21 protein-coding genes are annotated in these 18,710 nt (G+C 47.7%); 10 read left to right on the top strand and 11 right to left on the bottom strand.

The genetic code is table 11. The annotated features are described in order from the left end of the window. Positions 1 to 210: 210 nt before the first annotated feature. Positions 211 to 927, bottom strand: a complete 717-nt coding sequence (locus JW727_00270) for a hypothetical protein (GenBank protein ID MBN2094459.1) — start codon at positions 925 to 927, stop codon at positions 211 to 213. Between the two features lie 146 nt (positions 928 to 1,073). Here JW727_00270 and JW727_00265 point away from each other — a divergent pair, with 146 nt between their 5' ends. From JW727_00265 to JW727_00240, 6 genes are read left to right on the top strand one after another with little or no spacing between them, the layout of a single operon-like run. Continuing rightward, a complete protein-coding gene (locus JW727_00265; protein ID MBN2094458.1) occupies positions 1,074 to 3,140 on the top strand; it encodes a DEAD/DEAH box helicase in 2,067 nt (688 codons plus the stop codon). A gap of 54 nt (positions 3,141 to 3,194) precedes the next feature. Next, positions 3,195 to 3,482, top strand: a complete 288-nt coding sequence (locus JW727_00260) for a hypothetical protein (protein MBN2094457.1) — start codon at positions 3,195 to 3,197, stop codon at positions 3,480 to 3,482. Positions 3,483 to 3,501: 19 nt separating this feature from the next. Beyond that, positions 3,502 to 3,801, top strand: coding sequence for a hypothetical protein (locus JW727_00255; GenBank protein ID MBN2094456.1), 300 nt, complete (start codon positions 3,502 to 3,504; stop codon positions 3,799 to 3,801). 14 nt (positions 3,802 to 3,815) lie between these two features. Then, a complete protein-coding gene (locus tag JW727_00250; GenBank protein MBN2094455.1) occupies positions 3,816 to 4,091 on the top strand; it encodes an NFYB/HAP3 family transcription factor subunit in 276 nt (91 codons plus the stop codon). 2 nt (positions 4,092 to 4,093) lie between these two features. Beyond that, positions 4,094 to 4,633 (top strand): hypothetical protein, encoded by a 540-nt coding sequence (locus JW727_00245; GenBank protein ID MBN2094454.1) that lies wholly within the window; start codon positions 4,094 to 4,096, stop codon positions 4,631 to 4,633. Between the two features lie 23 nt (positions 4,634 to 4,656). Beyond that, entirely contained in the window at positions 4,657 to 7,062 is a 2,406-nt protein-coding gene (locus JW727_00240) for a DUF333 domain-containing protein (GenBank protein ID MBN2094453.1), read from the top strand. A 3-nt stretch (positions 7,063 to 7,065) separates the two neighbouring features. Here JW727_00240 and JW727_00235 read toward each other — a convergent pair whose 3' ends face one another. After that, positions 7,066 to 7,695 carry an NAAT family transporter gene (locus JW727_00235; protein ID MBN2094452.1) on the bottom strand — a complete coding sequence of 210 codons (630 nt, stop codon included), beginning with the start codon at positions 7,693 to 7,695 and terminating at the stop codon, positions 7,066 to 7,068. A 76-nt stretch (positions 7,696 to 7,771) separates the two neighbouring features. Here JW727_00235 and JW727_00230 point away from each other — a divergent pair, with 76 nt between their 5' ends. Genes JW727_00230 through JW727_00215 form a run of 4 tightly spaced genes read left to right on the top strand, consistent with a single transcriptional unit; the run spans position 7,772 to position 10,056 of the window. Continuing rightward, a complete protein-coding gene (locus tag JW727_00230) occupies positions 7,772 to 8,107 on the top strand; it encodes a cupin domain-containing protein (GenBank protein MBN2094451.1) in 336 nt (111 codons plus the stop codon). Between the two features lie 60 nt (positions 8,108 to 8,167). Continuing rightward, complete coding sequence (locus tag JW727_00225) at positions 8,168 to 8,632, top strand: hypothetical protein (GenBank protein MBN2094450.1); 465 nt, start codon at positions 8,168 to 8,170, stop codon at positions 8,630 to 8,632. 3 nt (positions 8,633 to 8,635) lie between these two features. Further along, positions 8,636 to 9,283: a hypothetical protein gene (locus JW727_00220; protein ID MBN2094449.1), complete on the top strand. Its 648-nt coding sequence runs from the start codon at positions 8,636 to 8,638 to the stop codon at positions 9,281 to 9,283. Between the two features lie 41 nt (positions 9,284 to 9,324). Further along, positions 9,325 to 10,056 carry a hypothetical protein gene (locus tag JW727_00215; protein ID MBN2094448.1) on the top strand — a complete coding sequence of 244 codons (732 nt, stop codon included), beginning with the start codon at positions 9,325 to 9,327 and terminating at the stop codon, positions 10,054 to 10,056. 55 nt (positions 10,057 to 10,111) lie between these two features. On the opposite strand, the gene JW727_00210 is transcribed toward JW727_00215, so the two are convergent. The 9 genes from JW727_00210 to JW727_00170 form a co-directional block, all read right to left on the bottom strand. Continuing rightward, the gene (locus tag JW727_00210) at positions 10,112 to 10,294 is read right to left on the bottom strand and encodes a hypothetical protein (protein ID MBN2094447.1); all 183 of its coding nucleotides are present in this window, start codon (positions 10,292 to 10,294) and stop codon (positions 10,112 to 10,114) included. Between the two features lie 48 nt (positions 10,295 to 10,342). Beyond that, complete coding sequence (locus JW727_00205) at positions 10,343 to 11,875, bottom strand: 2-isopropylmalate synthase (protein MBN2094446.1); 1,533 nt, start codon at positions 11,873 to 11,875, stop codon at positions 10,343 to 10,345. A 14-nt stretch (positions 11,876 to 11,889) separates the two neighbouring features. Then, a complete protein-coding gene (locus JW727_00200; protein MBN2094445.1) occupies positions 11,890 to 12,081 on the bottom strand; it encodes a hypothetical protein in 192 nt (63 codons plus the stop codon). Positions 12,082 to 12,236: 155 nt separating this feature from the next. Continuing rightward, positions 12,237 to 13,739 carry a hypothetical protein gene (locus JW727_00195; protein ID MBN2094444.1) on the bottom strand — a complete coding sequence of 501 codons (1,503 nt, stop codon included), beginning with the start codon at positions 13,737 to 13,739 and terminating at the stop codon, positions 12,237 to 12,239. Positions 13,740 to 13,970: 231 nt separating this feature from the next. Continuing rightward, a complete protein-coding gene (locus tag JW727_00190) occupies positions 13,971 to 14,660 on the bottom strand; it encodes a hypothetical protein (protein ID MBN2094443.1) in 690 nt (229 codons plus the stop codon). A 98-nt stretch (positions 14,661 to 14,758) separates the two neighbouring features. Next, the gene (locus JW727_00185) at positions 14,759 to 14,995 is read right to left on the bottom strand and encodes a hypothetical protein (GenBank protein ID MBN2094442.1); all 237 of its coding nucleotides are present in this window, start codon (positions 14,993 to 14,995) and stop codon (positions 14,759 to 14,761) included. Positions 14,996 to 15,327: 332 nt separating this feature from the next. Next, entirely contained in the window at positions 15,328 to 15,873 is a 546-nt protein-coding gene (locus JW727_00180) for a hypothetical protein (GenBank protein ID MBN2094441.1), read from the bottom strand. 455 nt (positions 15,874 to 16,328) lie between these two features. After that, positions 16,329 to 17,936, bottom strand: coding sequence for a hypothetical protein (locus JW727_00175; protein MBN2094440.1), 1,608 nt, complete (start codon positions 17,934 to 17,936; stop codon positions 16,329 to 16,331). Positions 17,937 to 18,152: 216 nt separating this feature from the next. Continuing rightward, positions 18,153 to 18,710 (bottom strand): hypothetical protein (locus JW727_00170; GenBank protein ID MBN2094439.1); only part of this gene is annotated, 558 nt, incomplete at its 5' end.

Raw genomic sequence — 18,710 nt, 5'->3', positions numbered from 1 at the left:
GTCGCCTGGCTTGGAGAGAAAGAGAGCTTTCTTCCGGTTTTAGGCCTTATTCTCGGCATTCTGGGTTCATAGGTCTTCCAAAGATCATTTTTATTTATCGGCATTTATACCACCATAATATGATTATAATGTTAATTAAGTATTTATACTTTTCTTCATTTGACCGAAGACACTTAATTATGAATTTTGCCTATTCCCTGCTCCAGTTGCTTAATTCTCCAAAACAAGCCCAATAATCTCTTTTGCAGCTTTCTGGGCGGAGGGTTCATAATACAGGACATAAATGGCACTACCTTTCTCGAAAGTATCCAAATAATAGGTTAGTTTTTCGAAATCCTCTTCCAGCCGAGGGTCGTCTGGGGAGCTGGGCAGAGAAGTATCTGGGTGTTTGGAGAGATACAGGTACCTATTGCATCTCCTGACGGTCGTTCCCAGAATCGAATATTCCGTACAATCTGGGCCAAGTGACCCTGAGGATAGAATGACTTTTTCGGTTTTTTCCTGCGTTCCAGGAGAGAATATGAACACGTTGCCAGAAATTACCCTTACCTGCAGCCCATTTTGGCCGCTTTCCTCAACCCACCGCTTTGAATAGGCCACCTTCAGATCCGGAAGGTTACAGTATCTTAGGGCAAAGGGTGGAGAATTGTCTACTGAGCAGCTTTCCGGGTTCAGTTCAGGGTCCAGTCCATACCAGCCCTCAGGAGAGTTTTCCGGGAAATATTCCCTGGCTTTTGGCTCTTCAATAGGTAGGGGAACTGGTTTTGCAGCGCTTTCCGGCTCTATTTCGGAATCCGGCACATCGCTTTCCGTAAATTCTGCAGGGTTGCTCTGGAGGGTGCCCTGGCTTTGCTGGCCGAAATAAATCGTTCCAAATACCAAAATTGCTACAATAAGGACCAGGGCCGATAGTTTGCTAAAGGTCATAATAGAAAAGCATTCTCTTTATAAGCATCGCTTGGTCTTATCTGTGCCTCCTGGTTTGAAAATCCTTCTTAAAATAAACTGGCTGGGGAATTTAACAAGTGCCTCGGGAAACCGGCAGTTCATTTTACGTGTTGGGTTATAATATTATGGACGCCTCCGAAATTGTCAGAAAGCAGTCCGGGATAAAGGAATTCAACCCGGTGCAGAAGCTTGCCCTGGAAAAAAAGCTTCTTGAGGGCAGGAGTATGGTTGTTTCAAGCCCGACTGCGAGCGGAAAGACCACGATTGCAGAGCTTGCAATAATAGGGCACTTTCTGAAAAAGAAGGGAAAGTCGGTTTACATTGTTCCCCTGAGGGCGCTTGCATCCGAAAAATACCACGATTTCAAGGAAAAGTATGGAACATTTGGCCTAAAGGTGGGAGTTTCGACTGGCGACCTTGATTCGGCTTCAGACTATCTTGGAGACAAAGACCTTATAATTCTTACCTCAGAAAAGCTTGACTCCATCATCAGGCACAAGGCATCCTGGCTTTCAGAGGTATCGCTTGTCATTGCAGATGAAACTCACCTTCTTACAGACCCTAACCGGGGGCCGACTCTTGAGATTGTCCTGACGCTCCTAAAGGAAAATATCTGCCCCCAGATACTTGCGCTTTCGGCTACGATTTCAAATGCAGGCGAGCTTGCGGACTGGCTTGACGCGGAGCTTGTGGAGTCAGATTACCGTCCGGTCCCGCTCAAAAAAGGAGTTTTTATCCCGGGAACGGTCATGTATGAGGATGAGACGCGGGAAGTCGAGTGCAGGGAACCTGCAGACCTCATAAAGCACGTGGTCTCAAAGGACAGGCAGGCGCTTGTGTTTTTCGCGTCCAGAAGAAACGCAGAGGCGTTTGCGGAAAAAATATCAAAGGACTTTCCTTTGGCGGAAAACGATGAAATTTCAAAAAAAGTCCTGACTGCGCTTTCCTCCCCCACAAAGCAGTGCAAAAGGGAAGCCGACTGCCTGAAGCACGGCGTTGCGTTTCACCATGCAGGGCTTGCAAATGCCCAGCGCCATCTTGTTGAGAAGGGCTTCAGGGAGGGAAAAATAAAGGTCATCTGCGCCACCACAACTCTTGCGGCGGGTCTGAACCTCCCCGCATTTCTTGTGATTATACGGGACTTTAGAAGGTATGGGGGAGACTATTCCCAGCCGATACCTAACCTTGAAATTCAGCAGATGCTTGGGCGCGCCGGAAGGCCAAAGTACGACAAGAAGGGAGTCGCCCTGATTATTGCAAAGGGAAAAAACGAGGCCTACGAGCTTCGTGACAGGTATATTTTCGGGCCAATTGAGCCGGTTTTTTCCAAGATTGCGATGGAGCCGGTCCTTCGCGCCCAGGCGCTCTCCCTGATTGCAACCGAAGCTGCTAACTCAAGGTCGAAGCTTCTCTACCTCTTTTCCAAGACCTTCTTTGGCTTTACCTTTGGCACGTCTATTGAGTTCCAGGAGAGAATCGAGGCGGCGCTTGAAATGTTGGAGGACTTTGAATTCATAGACACCGGAAAATTCAGGGCAACTCCGCTGGGAAAGAGGGTAGCCGAGCTTTACATAGACCCACTTTCGGCAAGGCGCCTTTTGGACTGCATAGGCAGGATAAAGCCCTCTACGGGAGCGCTTTTCTACCTTCACGCAATATGCTCCTGCTTTGAGATGCAGCCCCACCTAAAAGTCACTGGAAAGGAGTTTTCCGAGTATGACGACTTTATCGCAAAGCACGCCCCCGATTTCATTGTTCCGGTTCCGACCCAATGGGACCACTCGTATGAATTTTTCCTCCAGTCCCTCAAGACCGCAAGGATGCTTCACGACTGGATAAGCGAAGCGGGCGAGGATGAGATTCTGGAAAAGTATTCTGTCACACCTGGAGAGGTTTACGTAAAGACAAGCAATGCGGTCTGGCTTCTGTATGCAGCGAGGGAATTTTCGCGGATGAAAGGGCTTTCCCGCCTTGCAGAGGAGTTTCGAAAAATCGAGATAAGGGTTGAGAAGGGAATAAGAAGCGAGCTTCTGGAGCTTGTGCGGCTCAAAGGGATAGGGCGGGTAAAGGCGCGCCGGCTTTATGGCCTTGGAATCAGGAATTTTTCGGACATAAGGAATTTCGACAGGGTTGCTGTGGAGAAGGCAATTGGAAAGAAGACTCTTGAAAAAATCCTTCTTGCAGTGTCCTGAAGCATTAGGATGCAAAAAATAGAATCTTATATTTTTACTTTGCTAAATTGGCGAATGGAGAGTTGCTATCTGAAGCGTCCTAAATATCAGGAATCGTCCGGTTCTGGCGTGAATTTGGCTTTTTCGGGTAGCGCGGCTGGTGGGAAGTTTAATGATCCGATTACTCCGAAAATAATGAGAGAAAGGTGGTGGGGAATGGGTCCCCCAGAAAAGCATATGAACTGGCTTGAGGACATAACTCCCGAAGAGGTCAGGCATCCGGATATAGATGGTCCCTGCTCTGCCTATGAACGTATGGATGTTGAGCGTGGGCTCTGGCCAGCAAAGAAAAAAGTATATTAGTGCTCCCCCGATTAATTTTATGCTCCTTCAGCTTTTAGGCCTGGTCGATATTGTGGTTTCCGTCCTGCTTTTCATGAGGTTTCAAAATCCCCTTGCGCTTATCCTGATATTTCTGCTCCTGATAAAGGGGCTGAGCTGCTTTGTCCCTATCCTGCCACCCGTGAGCTTCATTGTCCACTTCTGTGTTTTCGTTGACCTTATGGCGGCCATTCTTGTCATAATGTCTTACGGCTTTACAAGCTTCATAGGGCTCCCGATTTTCTTCTATTATCTCATAAAGGGAATCTGGACGCTGATATTTGGGCTTATTTTTAACTAGTCGGGTATTAGTTTATGCTGGAAAAGTTTGGCCTGAAAGCAATAAGGAATAAGGAAACCTACAAGAGCCAGAAGTCGAGAAAGGAAACGATTCACCTGCATACGGTACTTCGGCTTTCAAAGAAGTTCGGGGCGGAAAGGATGAGCAAGGAGGCGGCGCAGGCACTATCGGTATATCTTGCTGAAGAGCTGAAAAGGGTTGTCCAGGAGGCAGACAAGCTCACGCGCCATGCCGGAAGAAAGACTATAATGGCAGAGGACATCGAGCTTGCGGTCCGCAGGGTTAAATAAACATGGCTTCGAGTGCGGTTAGAGGTTCTTTAGGTGGCGGCGTCTCTGGCAAGGGAGATGTTCCCGGTGGGCTCGAGTCGGACCTGTGCGATTTTTTTGTCAAGCGGGAGTTTGAGGGAATAGAGTTTACTTCTCCGTACTCTGCTTCTGTTCTTGAAAACTGCAGAACGGACCTCACCAAGGGAGTTGTGGGTTGTTTTTGCCAGGGCGGGACTTCAGGAAACCCTATGGATGGCTACCGGGATTGGCTTTTGGAGAAGTTCGGCTCGGATGTGTTGCCTGCGTTTCTCGTAAAGGGCAGGAAGATTTTTGTTGAAGTTAAGCTTGACGGAAAGCCCGATTTGTCGGAAGAGCAAACGGTTGGCTTTGGAAAGGCGCTGGAGAAAGGATACAGGATTTTTGTAGTGGTGCCCAAAATATGCCTTAAGCCACGGGCAATAGAAGCAGAGGACTTTGAGTGCTATGAGCTAAAAAGGGCGGGAAAGAGGAAGAAGCTTTCCCTGAGTGAAGTCAAGCAGGAGATAAAAAAAGAGGGCACTTAAATTTTTAGGGAGGTGTTGTAATTATGTCATTCTTGCGTAGGGTTACTTTTGCGCTTCTGGCATCTCTACTCTGCGTTCTTCCCGCCTTTGCACAGGAGGTATCCCCTTTCAGGGAGTTTGTTTATTTTGACATCAATAACGCCTACGGTGAGCCACTTGAAGGAGAGGTTAAGGTTTTTTTGGAACATTCTGGCTCAAGGGTGGATGTGACTTCAGCATGCCTGGAGGATAATGGCCTGGAGACTGCAAACCTTAGAGTTCCCCCAGGTGGCTATGTGTTCCAAGTCCCCTTGGATAAGCTGAACTTTCCCGAGTATGGAACTTACCTGGTGGCGTTTGAATATTCCTTTCTTGCAGGATCCGAAACTGAGAAGAGGGCTGTTGAGGAGGTGGTAATGGTCAAGCAGGAGGTAGTGGACGAACTTGCGACATGTGCCCGGCAGGGCGGCCACTGCAGCGCTTCATGTGACACGGAGACCGAGCGCATCCACGAAGATTTCCTTGATTGTGGGGAAGAGTCCTGCTGCGTTCCCCTTCGGAGAGGTCTGACCGGTGACCGTTCCTCATCTGATGGCGTGGAGGTAAATATTGGTGAGTGCGGACCCGTTGTCTGCGATGAGGACGAGGATTTGGAGTGCGCACTTGGCGAGAAGTGCCATTTTAATAAGGGGGGTATCCTCAGTAAGCCGGGATATGAGTGCAAAGCTGACAGTTCCTGCCCCGGGTATTATGTGCATCTTGAAACCAGCTTTGATGAGGATGAAATCGTGAAGGTAGGCGATACAAGTGTGGCGTACTTCAATATAGATGCCTTCTACCTTGACGAGGATGGAGATGTAGAATCCTGCGACTACTGTAGGGTTCATTATGATGAGAGGGAGAAGGTTGATCAGAGTCTTTCGGGAGAACTTCTTGCTCTAGTCCATTATGAAGAATATGAAGACCCTGACGGTGAGCAGTTTGAGGCGGATTTGGATTGGGTGGGAATTACTCCGACCCGGGTGACTGGCGAAAGAAAGTTTTCAATGGAGTGCTTCTGCGGCGAAGAGTCTTACTGGGCTGAGGACAGCGTAGTTGTCAACCGGGAAGGATTGCCTGAAAGTTTTGATGTTATAGACTACATGCCTCCGGTTGAGGACCAGAGAATATGCGGCTCTTGCTGGGCGTTTGCGATTTCGTCTGCGGTAAGCGGCGCTTATGCTTACCAAGCGTACAAGAACGGGGATGACGTTGATGCACCTGACCTGTCGGAGCAGTTTCTGGTTTCCTGCCTTTCGGGTGGGGGCGGCTGCATGGGAGAGTGGCCTGAAGCAGTGCTTGAGTTCCTGGTTGAACATGAGCTGCCCATTCCTGTTGAGTCTTGCCTTGGATATTCAGAGACCAAGTGTCCACTGAAGCAGACTGACGATGAGGGCTGCGCAGAATATGTTTGCTCCTCCAGTTATTGCGTGGAGTCTGAGCCCTGCACTTCCATGTCCTGCCCGGAAGATGCGGTTTGTGATGAGTCTTACCTTGTAACGGGTTATGGAAGCCCAGGTGCAGATATTGGCCAGGTTAAGCAGGCGATTATGGACTATGGCCCGGTTATTGCAGCGGTATCTACTCTAAAGGGCTTCCATTATGACACGCATACCTGTGAGCATGATTACTGTCTGGATCAGGCATATGGCCATGCAGTGGTGATTGTCGGTTGGGATGACAGTGAAAATTCCTGGATTGTCCGGAATAGCTGGGGCGAGCGGACCCAGGAGCCCAATTACCCTCCAGGATACCTACTGATTAGCTATCGCTCCTGCAATATTATTCTGGAGAGGATGGCGCCTCTAAATTACATTACCGGGGTCGAAGAGGCGGGAGACGTTCCTGATTTTCAGGAGTCACTTGACTACTCACCTTCCGTTTCAGAGCTGGAATCTTTCATGGGCTTGGGCTCTTTAGGATTTGGCTATGCCCCGGGCCCAAATCCTGCAGCGCAGTACTGTGGGGACCTAGGGTATGAGTACCGGGTACGGGAATCGGAAAATGGGGGTGACAGGGGCTTTTGCGCTGTTTCAGAGAATGTAGAGTATGAAGCCTGGGAGTTTATGTCCGGAAACACCGGAACAGATTACAACTATTGCGCAAGCCAGGGTTACCAGACCCGGCAGGTTTCGGAGAGCTGCAGCTATACCCAGAACTGCTCTGTATGCGTTGACAGCAATGGGAGGGAAGCCATGGAAGACGACCTTATGCTTATTGGCTCTGCTGCCTTCAAAACAGCTTCGGAAAGTTCTTCTGCCAGGGACGCCTTTCAAGTCAGTGACCTTCTGTCCGTAGAGAAGATGCATTTTGGAGCGGTTCAATTGGCTATCTCCATTGTGCTTATTGCAGTCCTGGTAGTGGCAGTTATGCTGGCAAAAAGGAGAAACACTACCAAGCTAAAGAAGTAGGGCTTACTCAGCCAAGTCCAGCACATTCAGGTCAACAAGCCCGTTTATCAGGAACTGTATTCCCATGACCAGGACAATGAGCCCCATCAATTTTTCCAGAACATTTACTCCTGTGTGCCCGAGCGCATTTTTAAGGTACTTGGCGTTCAAGAGCACAATATATGAAATTACACTGATTAAAATCGCTATCAGCACTAGGCCGAATTTCTCATAAGGCCCTGCGGCCTGGCTCATCCAGACCATGGCGGTTGTTATTGCACCCGGCCCTGAAAGCATGGGTATGGCAAGAGGTATGATGGAGACATCTTCTTTCCTGAGAGACTCCTGCCTTTCCTTTTCCTTGAGCTGGGATTTCGATTCAATCATGGAAAAGCCAAGCTTTGCCACCAGAAGGCCGCCGGCAAGCTGGAATGCCTGAAGGCTCAGCCCGAAAAAGTCGAAGAGGACGGTCCCAGAAAACATGAAGAATATGAGCACGCATGCGCACACAAGGGATGCCTTTTTGGCCATCGCCCGTTTCTTCTTTTCCCTGTCCCCTGCGGTTATCGAGAGGAAGACCACTGCCGTGCTGAAGGGATTTACGATTGCAAAGATGCCCAGGAAGGCTGCCCAGAGAAAGGTGAAATCCACCATAAACCTGTTTGGTTTTTGGCTATAAATGGTTTCTGCCGCCTTTCAAATAAGATATTGAATTTGGCTCTAGGTACTTATGGAAGCAATAGAGGAAGTGAAGGGCTGGGGTACTATGCAGCACTTGTTTTTTAAGAATAATGTGGAGATTTGCCGTGCAGAAATTGGAGCAGGCAAAACCTGCTCAAAGCATAGGCACAAGTTCAAGCATAATGGCTTTTTTGTGGAGTCCGGAAAGCTGATAGTCCGCTCCTGGAAGGGCGCAGATTCCTGTCAGGAGATTGTTTTGAAGGAAAAAGATGTTCTGGTCGTCCCACCGGGAGTTTTGCACCAGTTTGAGGCAGTTGAAGACACTGTCGCCTATGAGATATACTGGGTGGAAATCGAAAAGGGGGATATTGAAAGGGAAGTCTGAAGCTTTGCCTTTCGGTTACCGGATTTAGGTGGCTCTATAACTACTTTCTGGAAGTCTCTTATGGAATGCCGGTATGAAATCTCTCGGTGGAGGGGAGGCCGCATTTATGGAAAGCCCTACTTGCCCGCAGGCCACTGGGGATTCTTTCCTCAGGAAACAAAAGGGCCAATTCTGAGTGATAATTATACGGTTTGTTCTGCCCTCCTGCTTCCTTCTAAATCCGGTCTTACCTATGCCCATATTGTGCCAGAGTACGAATTCTTGTCTCAGCTGAAGCTAGCATTACGAGATAATCTGCCGCTGAGAGCAGACCTTTACTTTGTGGGAGAGGATTATACTGCCGAAACAAATGCCACCCAGATAGAAGAGGGGCTCCGGCAGGTTTTTGGCGGCCTTGCTGTGACTCGCCATCCCCAGGCGGATGAGTTCGATTTGCTGGTCTTTCCAGATGGGAAGGCCACCCCGGTAATAACTCAGGAAGAGTATGGATGCTTTAAGGCGTCTTTAAACTTACAACTTAGCTAAATTATGGGAATTTACCAGACAGAGTTCTTTGGAAACTCTACGCTTGGGCTTATCGGAATCTGCACTGAGGACACATGTTTTCTCCCGCCAGAAATACCAAAAAAGCAGATTGAGCGCATCGCAAAGGCGCTTAGCACTGGCACAAGCCGCCTGGTTCTCTGCAATTCCTTTCTTATCGGGCTTTTTGCCGCTTCAAACTCAAAGTACTTCTTCGTGCCTGAATGCGTGGACAAGGAGGAGATTGCAGGCATCACAAAAGAGATTGTTCCCCTCAAGGGCGTCTATAACACACTTGGAAACCTCATGCTTCTTAACGACAAGGGCTGCATTCTTTCCCCCTACCTCAAGCTGAAAAAGCACTATTTCCAGGAAACTCTGGGGCTGAAGACAAGCATCTCGACAATCTCTGACCTGCCTTTCCCCGGTATTGGTGCGATTGCAAACAACAACGGCTGCATTGTCCACGAAAAAGCCCTTGACGCCGAAATCGAAATTATCGAGAAGACGCTTAAGGTTCCGGTAAAGAGGGCAGAGTTCTATGACGGTTTTCCCGGAACTGAGATTCTTGCGAATTCCAAGGGAATGATTGCGCCTAAAACCCTAAGAGGACCTGCAATGGCAGAAGTCCAGGAGGCGCTGAAGGTTTTCTAGGAACCCTCTAAACAGTTGCTCTTTAGAAACTAAGCCCTATTATGGGAAACCTTTCCAAAGCGATATTGGTGCTCGCCTTAATCGCTGTTTTTTTGGGTGTAGCCGGAATGCCCGGCTGGCGCGCCCATAGCCCTGCTGGATACCAAGCCCAGGCCCATACGGAGAATTTGGGGCTTTCCGGGAATATTTCAAAAGGCAGCGAAACCGCCCCAAACGCCACAGCAAACCAAACCGGCGTAAAGCCCTCAGAAGAGGACAGCAAAACCGAAGAGTATGATAAGCTGACTGTAAAGCCCGAAGAGCTTGTTGAAGTTTCAACGCCGGAAGGCGACATAAAGGCATGGGCAGTCCCGTGCAGCACACCCGGATGCAGCTACAACCTAGTGACCGAAGACGGCCTGCATAGTGATGGGGTCTATGCATACAGCATACTTAACGGCGACCAGAAAGGCACAACTGTGAAATATACCTTCCAGATACAGCACCCCGACCAGGAAAAGCTCAGGGATCTCGGCCTTGAGGGCTACAGCATAGAAAACGTCGGCATCCAGGAGATTTATGGCGTCGACGGCATATACGGAAACGACAAGGCCATCATCCGCATCAACATTCCCGAAGTCGGCAGCCACATGTGGGACATTTCAAAGGGCGAGCTGGTCTATTCCGGGGATTTACTGGAAGGGGACGGATTAGGTTATGTTTATTTATGTAACATTATGTATGAGGATTACAAAGATAATCTTACTAAGGAATTTATTGGTTGTATAAAATAAGCTTTTAAGTCCAGACTCTTATTTTCTGAGATTTATTTTATATACGAATTTAGAGTTAACAATTACAATTGCAAATGATTTTATAGATATTTCCAAATTCTATTGGATTTTCACAAACCTCCGCCCCTTTCTCCATACAGCACTTGTAACAGAGCTGTTCGCACTTTGAGGTGCCTGCCTGCACTTCGATGGTCTCGTCGGAATTCCCGAAGAAGGTCTTCAGCGACGAGTCTGCCATAAGATACAGTGCCGTGATCAATGCCAGCCCATAAAATGGTCGTTTTAGCTAATTCGTCTGAAACACAACATTCAGCATTTTCTCGGTCGCCTTGATTGCAGCCATTATCTGGTCTGAATCCACACCTATAGTGTAAAAGACCTTTCCTTCCTGGCTCCAGGTTATTTTTGTTTCTACCAGCGCGTCTGTCTTTCCTCCAGGGGGAATTGTCACCTCATAGTCCTCGAGTTTTGGAAGCGCCAGGCCGAGTCGGTCAACAATAATCTTTCGGATTGCGTTCATGAATGCGTCATAGCCGCCATTTCCGGTCGCGCTGTCCGAGTACTCTTCCTTCCTGAAAAGTATCGCAACTGTTGCTGTGGGAATCATATTCAGCCCCGATGGCACAAGAACTTTTGTAATCTCGATTGTCTTCTTGGCGGGGCTTCCCAGGACATCGGAGACAATGTAGGAAAGGTCTGTCGGCGAGAGGTTTGACTTCCTGTCGCCCAGGTCAATAATTCTCCTGAGAACCTTGTCTTTTTGCTCCTTTGTAAGCTCCAGGCCTATTCTCTTGAGGTTGTGCTCCAGGCTTGCCCTCCCGCTGAGCTTTCCAAGGGCGTACTCTGTGACCCGCCCGAACCTTTCAGCATTCAGCTTTGAAATGTACAGCCCGCCCTTCTTGTCTCCGTCGGCGTGTACACCAGCGGTCTGCGTGAAGACATTGCTTCCGATGATTGGGCGGTTTACGGCGCTTCTTACTCCCGAGAGCCGTTCAACAAGCCGGCTTGCCTCGTAAAGCTCCTTTTCATCCACATGCGTCCTAAAGGAAGACATATCGTTTATCACAGCCACGACTTCTGCCAGGTGAGCGTTTCCTGCGCGCTCTCCCATTCCGTTTACCGTTGCGTGAATTCCCCTTGCGCCTGAAGTTGCCGCTGCAAGGGCGTTGGCTGTTGCAAGGCCATAGTCGTTGTGGCCGTGGTAGTCAAACTGGGCTTTCCCGAATTTTTTTGCCATCGCCCCGACATATGTGCGGGTTTCCTCAGGAGATAGTATCCCAAGTGTGTCGGCAAGCATTATCCTTTTCACACCTGCGCCCAGCAGGAACTCGACAAGCTTGTATACATAAGGCCTTGAGTGGGCAATCCCATTGCTCCAGTCTTCAAGATAAACATTGGCCTTTATCTTTCTTCTTTTGGCATTAAGGAGGACTTTTGAAATGTTCTCCATGTGCTCTTTTGGCGTCTGCTTAAGCTGCCCTTCAAGGTGCTTAAGCGAGCCCTTCACGAGCAGGTTTATCGTGCGGCCGCCCGCCTGGGAAGCCCATTCAACAGACAGTTCACCGTCAACAAACCCCAGAATTTCTATTCGTGGCTCGAGGCCGTTTTTTGAAGCCCAGGATAGAATGTCTTTAGCGGACTGCAGTTCCCCCGGAGAGGACCTTGCAGAGCATATCTCAATCCGGTCAACATTGATTTTTTTTAGAAGAAATTTTGCGATAGTTAGCTTTTCGTCCGGGGTGAATGAGACCCCTTTCATCTGCTCGCCATCTCTAAGGGTGGTATCCAGAATTTCAATGTGTTTTCCGGAGGATGCCATAATTGGTGACTTGTCTAGTTATTAAGCGTTCTCCTTAATTTGAGGGCGAGACCGTAAAAATTGTCGTGCTGCTTGCATACCGATGCAGGGCTGGTGTGCGTTCCCCTCACCTGGTCGAGCCAGACATGGTCGTCGCTTCCAATCAGGAATGTATTTTCAAGGCAAGTGGCTTTTAGAATTTCCCTCCCTCGCGTCAGTTTTTCCATTAATTTAGTTTTGAATAAATAAATAAAGCGTTTATGCACAGTATTGCCTCTTCTGGCTGTTTTCATTGAAATCTGAAGCTAAGGGGTATTGCCAAAAAAGAGGGGGTTCTCACTTGAGGTTTAGAAGCTTAAACAATTAAAATAAAATCTGATGACTAGACAACTTCCGGCTTACTGTTGGAGCTTGCTGAGGACTTTCTCCAGTAAAGGGCGGTCGATATGACGGACACAAGCAGCGCGAAAGCGCCCAGTGCCAGAGTCATGCCATTTTCCCGGATGTTTTCCTCACTGAAAGCTATTGGCTCCTGCCCCTCAGGCACTTTTGTTATTGCGCTTATGAATATGCCTGTAAGAGACGGCTTTTCCACCGTGAATATTACCATCTCCTTTAGTGTGGTCTTTTCCACCTTTACAAGGACTGTGTAGTTTCCTTCTAGGTCTGGCTTGTAGGCCAGTGTTATCTCCTTTGATTCGCCTGGCTTCACAGCAAGGGCGTCGCTTCTTGTTTCTGCATACCTTTTTCCCTCAAGGAATATCTCTGCGGTCATGACAACCGAGTAAGGATAGTCTGCAAGGTTTGTGTACGCACCAGCTATCTCCATCTCCTTCTTGTATCCCGGTTCCGAGTATTTGACCTCAAGCTTTCCGACTTTCTCGAAGGTTCCTTCCGGCTTGAGAGAGTAGTCGAATGTTTCGAGTACATCCTTTCGGCCGGATGAAACAGTGGTAATCATCTTGTAGTTTCTTCCAGGTGCAAGCCCGGTGTTGTCGAAGTAGACAATGAAGGTTTTTGTTTCCCCCTCCAGAACTTCTCCAAGCTCCTGTTCGTAAGTCTTCAGGCTCTCGTAGGAGTATTCTTCCTGAATTTCTATAGTGAGCTTTGGCTTAAGGGCCATTAGTCCCGGGTTGGTGAATGTCACCTTGATTGGAGTGTAGCTTTTTTCTTCGCTGTCTAGGATGTCTATCTTGTCAACTCTTCCGCATCTTCCGAGTGTGTTGTAGCAGGGAAGGTAGTCGATGTAATCCTCTGTGTGGACGCAGAAGTCCTTTCCTCCCTCCTGAAGGTAAATCTCTCCGTTGTAGCACCTCTTTGAGTGAAGCCCGCACTTGACGCTTGGAAGGTTGTATTTCTTTACGATTTCCATCCTGGACTGGCAGTAAACCTCAGGGTCTGTCTTTTCGAGTGTTCTGTATAGGGCCTCTATCTCGTAGGTGTTCTGGGTTATCTGCTTCTGCTGGCCTTCAATTGTTCTTCCCATAGGGGCAATTGTAGCTGCATAGAACTCATCGATATTGGAGCCGGATATGGCCTCAATCGATGCAAGTATAGCCCTTTCGTTGTCGGTTAGCGTGTCGGCTTCGCCAAGCTTGTATCTTGCCGCTTTGTCAAGGGCCTGGGCGACGTCCAACATGCTTATTCCCCTTCCGTCAGTAGTCCACTGGGCTTCTTTTGAAGCTACGTAGTCCTCAAGCTCCATTATTCTGTTGGAGCCGTCTTCGTATGTGATGTTAAGGTATGCTTCACCGTCAATGTAGATTACCTGCTCGTAGATCATCTCTTCGTTGACGAAACCCTGGAATATGCTTCCGGTTCCGTTTACTGTTATTGCCTGGTAAACCTGTGTTGCCATCGCTGGAGTCATTAGCATCAGTGACATTATAAAGACACCGAGTAATGCTGAATAGTTAATCCGAATATCGCTGTTACTTGTCATAATGTATAGTGACATAGGTATTTATTTTTACTATCTTCTGAGAAATACATACTCATTACACAAGCATTACAATACTACTCTTATGCCGTTCTGCCCTGTTTTTGACTGTTTTGTGACAAAAAATGCGGCTGTTTTTGACCTTAAAAAATCTTATAAAATGGCTCTGGCTTCTTTTTAGAAGAACCAGATTTTCAGGGTGAGCTGCTCAAAAAATTGGTATATCTTCTGGAAAGGCCCGTCCTCTTCCAGGCGCTCTTCACTCCCGTCGGCATTTGCTTCGACGATTGTTTTTCCGGTTCCGGCATTTAGGTTTTCTTCCTGCCCCTGGCCTGAAGTTTCAGGGCTGCTGCCGTTTGCATCACCCGAGTAGATTATTGTCGCCGCATTGGTTTCCCACATCCAGCTTTCGGAATTTTCTTCGGTTGAGTTTTCCCCGCAGGTTGTGTCTGTTCCATTGCACAGGGCTTCGTTTGCGGCGCTTCCAACAGTGCTTGTGCTGCTGCTTGCATTGGTAACCGCTTCAGAAGCAATGGTTGCCGCGCCGGATGTTTTCGTGGAGCCGGAGCTTCCTGAACTGCTCCCGATTTTTACGGTTGATGAAGTCCCGTCACTTTTGGTGATTTTTGCTTCCCCTTCTCCTTCGGCCTCTACACTTACCTCTGCCTTCTCCCCGTCACCCTTGGTTGTCATGCTTACCTTGCCGCTTGTCGTGACCTCGACGCTGTCGCCATTGTAGGACTGCTTTACTGTGCAGTCTCCTGTGCAGTCGACGTCGCTATGCATAGTAAGCCCTGCGTACGCTGGGCTTAAGAGAACGATTATCCCCAGTAATGCCAGGGCCAGAAATTTCACACTCGCTTTCATATAAAATCTACACTACTTGATTATTTAAACATACTCCAAAAGCAGTTTTGCTGTGGCAGGCATTTAAGCCAAAAATAAACAAAAATTCTCTTGGGCTGCTACCCTGTGTTAAGGATTGAGATGCTGTACCGGGGATTTGTGTAGGTTTTTGAGTAAGTGTATGGTGCAGGGCCCCAGGAAAACTCCAGCGCCGGAAGCTTGTTTGGATATATGGCCAGATTCATGAAGCTGTAGCTTCCGGAAGTTACAGTTATTGTCTTGGTTAAGGTTGTTATGCCTTGTGTTTGCAGGGTGCTGCAGGAGGAAGTGTCTGCCATTGCCGGCAATGTTGCCATGATCGACAGAGCCAATAGAAGGGCCAAATATTTGGGGGCATATTTTTTGAATTCCATAACCAAATTAGCGCAAAATGGCTATATAACGCATTAATTCTGCACTACTTTACGGCTTCGTTAAGGTTACCCAAGCAATTTTCTGTAGTTTTGCTTTAGGATTTTGGTATTTCTTCTGTCTCTTCTTCGGTTGCCTGGCGCTTTGGAACTCTCACGTCTGCTTTCTGGACCTCTGTGTCCGCATTCACCACAATACCTTAGATATAGCAGGCAGTAGTAAAGTAAGTAATTTTAAAAAATCCCAAGAAAAAAGAAACAAAAATGTCCCTGCGATACTAGTCGCAGAGTGTGCAGAATGGCTCTTCAGGCACTACAGGCTCTGCAGGGTCGCAGTCAAGCCCGACGAAACCAGACCTGCTGATTCCGACTGACTCTTTGTAGAACACAGGCTCGTCGGTCACAAGGCTGAAGCCGTATGAACCGGAACCTACGTTGTCGATCCTGGTTTCCTCAGTGTTGAAGACTGGCCAGTATCCGGTGGACACTTTTGTGTAGACTGAAGCGTAAGCTGGCTGGTTGCAGAATCCTGCATTCCATTCCACGCTCTTGTCGACCATTGTTGTGCCTACTGCGAATACTTCCTTGGCTTCCCACAATGCAGGGGTCCAACCGGCGACGGTTGTTACCTCCTTGTTCATGTGTATCCTACCATCGTTATAGGTGTTCTCGGTGATGGTGCCTACAAAGCCGTTTCTAAGGGTGGACTGCTCCATTACGAGGGTCTCACCGTTTGCGTTAAGCTCTGTGGCGATGTTTGTATAGGCCATTGCAGGAACAATTGCCATCAATACTGCCAACATTCCAATAATCTGTGCTTTCATATTTTTATAGGTTTGTGTCTCTTTCGAGACGGTATTTGAATCTCCCCAAAGTTTTCACTCCAGTTCAATGATTCGGTGCGTTTCATCTTTAGTTAATTTGGAAAAAATGGTATTAATTAATAATAACTCTTGTAATGCTTTTGTGTTGCTGCTGTGTTCTATTAGGCGTTCTTCACTAATTTTCAGTGTAAAGACCGTATTTTACTTTAATAAAATATGTGGTTGAGTAAACATTTACTCAGGTAAAGGTATTATTTTATGCAGGTAAACTATATTGCCCAGGACATATTTACCGGGGTAAAAGGGCTCTTTTGGCCTAAGTGTTTTCTGCGCAGATTTTGCAGGCATGCGCATTCCGGATTGCCGCGCACGGCACGGTCGCCCGTAAAATCGGTAAGCGCTCAGAATGTAGGAATTTATAAAAAATCATAAAAGGATTTTTGTTTTGCTTTGGCTCATATCAGCTCTTCGTTAAGCGCTCTTCTTGACTTCGTCGATGACGCCGCTCTTCTGACAGTGTATGTTACTGCAAGAATAAGCGCCAAGACAGCCAATATCGCGTAAAACTGCGAACTGGATACCATGAAGTCTCCAGTAATCAGTCCGGCGTCAGTTGAATCTTCCTGCACTTCAGGCGCTGCCATGCTGAAGCTTATGCTCTTTGAAAGGTCAGTTTTGTCTATGCCCGCGACGATGGTATAGTTTCCTGGCGCGTCAGGGTTGTAGGCATAGCTTATCTCTGCAGTTTCTCCTGGACCCACATAGACTTTTTGAGAAGCGTCCCCCATTATCTTTATCTCATCTCTATAGACAGCAATATTCATGCTGATGCTGTATGGGACACTGGCTTCATTTTTGAAACTTCCCAGAAGCGTCACTGTTTTTCCGTCTTCGCTGCCCGATGCCCGCACCTGGAAGTCGCCAGTTCTCTTCAGTTCACCAACCTCCAGCAGTTCATAGTCAAACTTCTCGATTATCTCCTTTCTTCCTGAAGCAACAGTCACCCAAAGCTCATACCTGCCCTTAGGCACGCCTTCAGTATTGAGGAATAGCTGGTAGTTTTTCTCTTCCCTGCTTAAAAGCTCTCCAAGGTTCTCTTCATAGGACTTTACGACGATATTTGTGTCCGGCTTCTGAAGAGATATCCTGACAGAAGGGTTGAGGTCCATGTTGCCCGGGTTTGAGTAGGTAAGCATAAGCGGAATGTAGCTTTCCGCTTCACCAGGACCTACCTTTAGGTCAACAATCTTTCCACACCTTCCAAGAGTATTGAGGCATGGGAGGTAGTCGATATCGTTGTCTATATGTATGCAGTAGTCTCTTCCGTCTTCTATGGTATTAAGGTCACCGTTGTAGCATATTTTCGAATGAAGGCCGCACTTTACTGTCGCAAGGTTGTACTTTTCGGCCACTTCAATTCTGGACTGGCAGTAAGTGTCAGGGTCATTTTTTTCAAGTGTCCGGTAGATTGCCTCTATCTGGTAGGCATTATTCTGTATTGCGTCATGGTATGCGTTAAGCGCGCTGTCTCTCGATTCTATATTTTCATCGAAGTACGTCTTGATATTGAGGTACAGGGCAAGGTCCAGGTAGTTCATAAGTGCCCTGTCCGAGGCGCTCAGGTAGTCAGTCTCTCCTGCCTTGTAGAGGGCGATTCTTTCGAATGCCTCAACAACATCCCCCATATCAACGCCTGTGGCGTCCTGGCTCCAGTCGTTTTCTTTGCCGACAATATAGCCCTTGATAAGGTCAGTTTCTTCTACTATATTCTTGCCGTTTACATATACCTGGACGCTTCCGTTCGAGGCAATATAATTGTATGAATTTACGTCGCCTCCGGCGTGCACTTCAGAGTAGATGTCTGCGCCTTCAGTGGTATTCAACAAGGTGTACTGGAAGGCATTGGTATTATCTGTTTCCGCGTCGGTACTGTTTTCATCAGCCATTACGATTGCCGAAGCAAAAAGAAGGAATCCCACAAGGATGTAGAGTATATTTTTTTCTAAGTGATAGTTACACCCCAAAGTTTTCCTTTTTCCCTCCGTGTTTTTTTCTGAATGCATAATCTACAAGTAGTAAACTATAAAAAGAACACTACTGAAGATTGCCTTTAGGATTAAATCGGCTTCAATACCCAACCCGAATCCCCGCGCTCCTGGTATGAGGACAATTCACCTTAAATTGGAAAGCCAAAAATACCGGCTTTAGTCCAGGCGCGAGCCCGGCAAAGACACCAATCACACAGGATGCTAAAAATATAAAAATATCTAAATTAAGGTTTAGTTCATGCCGAAGGACACAATCTGGTTGAAGTTAAGCCACCATTCAGCTTGTACTTCATTATATCCCCAGTTGCCGTCAACCGATCCTGCTTGCCAAGCTATATTGTTACCACCGATAGGACTATGCAACCAGCCTGACTGTGCAAGGAATCCCTTGCTTAAGCCATTGTCGGTGCCGGCATATCCTGACTGGTCAACTCTTAACCAACCTCCAGGAAGAACGTCTATCCTCTGCTCCAGTATTTTAGTTCCATCAGATTTTTCGAGTCTCTGATACGCCCAGGGATCCAAAAAACCATCGACTTCCAAATGTTGATTGAATTGGATTTCCCCACAGCTAGAGGTGGCGCAATCTACTGCACCAACGGTCACCCCCTGGAAGGTAACCCTCGTACCCTCAAGATAGGCATTGTTTGTCAACCCCCAACTTCCTGAGTTGACCTGCTGTGCGAAGTCAATAGCACCATTCCTTACTTCAAGGTTATTCGTAAAGCTTACGTCCTTGACTCCGCTTTGGTATACAACCACATTTGAATTAGAGGCGTTTACATAGTT

The organism is Candidatus Aenigmatarchaeota archaeon, assembly GCA_016932615.1.
GTDB lineage: Archaea > Aenigmatarchaeota > Aenigmatarchaeia > QMZS01 > QMZS01 > JAFGCN01.
This window is presented reverse-complemented; position numbering and strand designations above follow the sequence as displayed.

Coding starts and splice junctions, on each gene's coding strand:
- JW727_00270 (MBN2094459.1), bottom strand. CDS start 927: ATGACCTTTAGCAAACTATCGGCCCTGGTCCTTATTGTAGCAATTTTG.
- JW727_00265 (MBN2094458.1), top strand. CDS start 1,074: ATGGACGCCTCCGAAATTGTCAGAAAGCAGTCCGGGATAAAGGAATTC.
- JW727_00260 (MBN2094457.1), top strand. CDS start 3,195: ATGGAGAGTTGCTATCTGAAGCGTCCTAAATATCAGGAATCGTCCGGT.
- JW727_00255 (MBN2094456.1), top strand. CDS start 3,502: ATGCTCCTTCAGCTTTTAGGCCTGGTCGATATTGTGGTTTCCGTCCTG.
- JW727_00250 (MBN2094455.1), top strand. CDS start 3,816: ATGCTGGAAAAGTTTGGCCTGAAAGCAATAAGGAATAAGGAAACCTAC.
- JW727_00245 (MBN2094454.1), top strand. CDS start 4,094: ATGGCTTCGAGTGCGGTTAGAGGTTCTTTAGGTGGCGGCGTCTCTGGC.
- JW727_00240 (MBN2094453.1), top strand. CDS start 4,657: ATGTCATTCTTGCGTAGGGTTACTTTTGCGCTTCTGGCATCTCTACTC.
- JW727_00235 (MBN2094452.1), bottom strand. CDS start 7,695: ATGGTGGATTTCACCTTTCTCTGGGCAGCCTTCCTGGGCATCTTTGCA.
- JW727_00230 (MBN2094451.1), top strand. CDS start 7,772: ATGGAAGCAATAGAGGAAGTGAAGGGCTGGGGTACTATGCAGCACTTG.
- JW727_00225 (MBN2094450.1), top strand. CDS start 8,168: ATGGAATGCCGGTATGAAATCTCTCGGTGGAGGGGAGGCCGCATTTAT.
- JW727_00220 (MBN2094449.1), top strand. CDS start 8,636: ATGGGAATTTACCAGACAGAGTTCTTTGGAAACTCTACGCTTGGGCTT.
- JW727_00215 (MBN2094448.1), top strand. CDS start 9,325: ATGGGAAACCTTTCCAAAGCGATATTGGTGCTCGCCTTAATCGCTGTT.
- JW727_00210 (MBN2094447.1), bottom strand. CDS start 10,294: ATGGCAGACTCGTCGCTGAAGACCTTCTTCGGGAATTCCGACGAGACC.
- JW727_00205 (MBN2094446.1), bottom strand. CDS start 11,875: ATGGCATCCTCCGGAAAACACATTGAAATTCTGGATACCACCCTTAGA.
- JW727_00200 (MBN2094445.1), bottom strand. CDS start 12,081: ATGGAAAAACTGACGCGAGGGAGGGAAATTCTAAAAGCCACTTGCCTT.
- JW727_00195 (MBN2094444.1), bottom strand. CDS start 13,739: ATGTCACTGATGCTAATGACTCCAGCGATGGCAACACAGGTTTACCAG.
- JW727_00190 (MBN2094443.1), bottom strand. CDS start 14,660: ATGAAAGCGAGTGTGAAATTTCTGGCCCTGGCATTACTGGGGATAATC.
- JW727_00185 (MBN2094442.1), bottom strand. CDS start 14,995: ATGGCAACATTGCCGGCAATGGCAGACACTTCCTCCTGCAGCACCCTG.
- JW727_00180 (MBN2094441.1), bottom strand. CDS start 15,873: ATGAAAGCACAGATTATTGGAATGTTGGCAGTATTGATGGCAATTGTT.
- JW727_00175 (MBN2094440.1), bottom strand. CDS start 17,936: ATGCATTCAGAAAAAAACACGGAGGGAAAAAGGAAAACTTTGGGGTGT.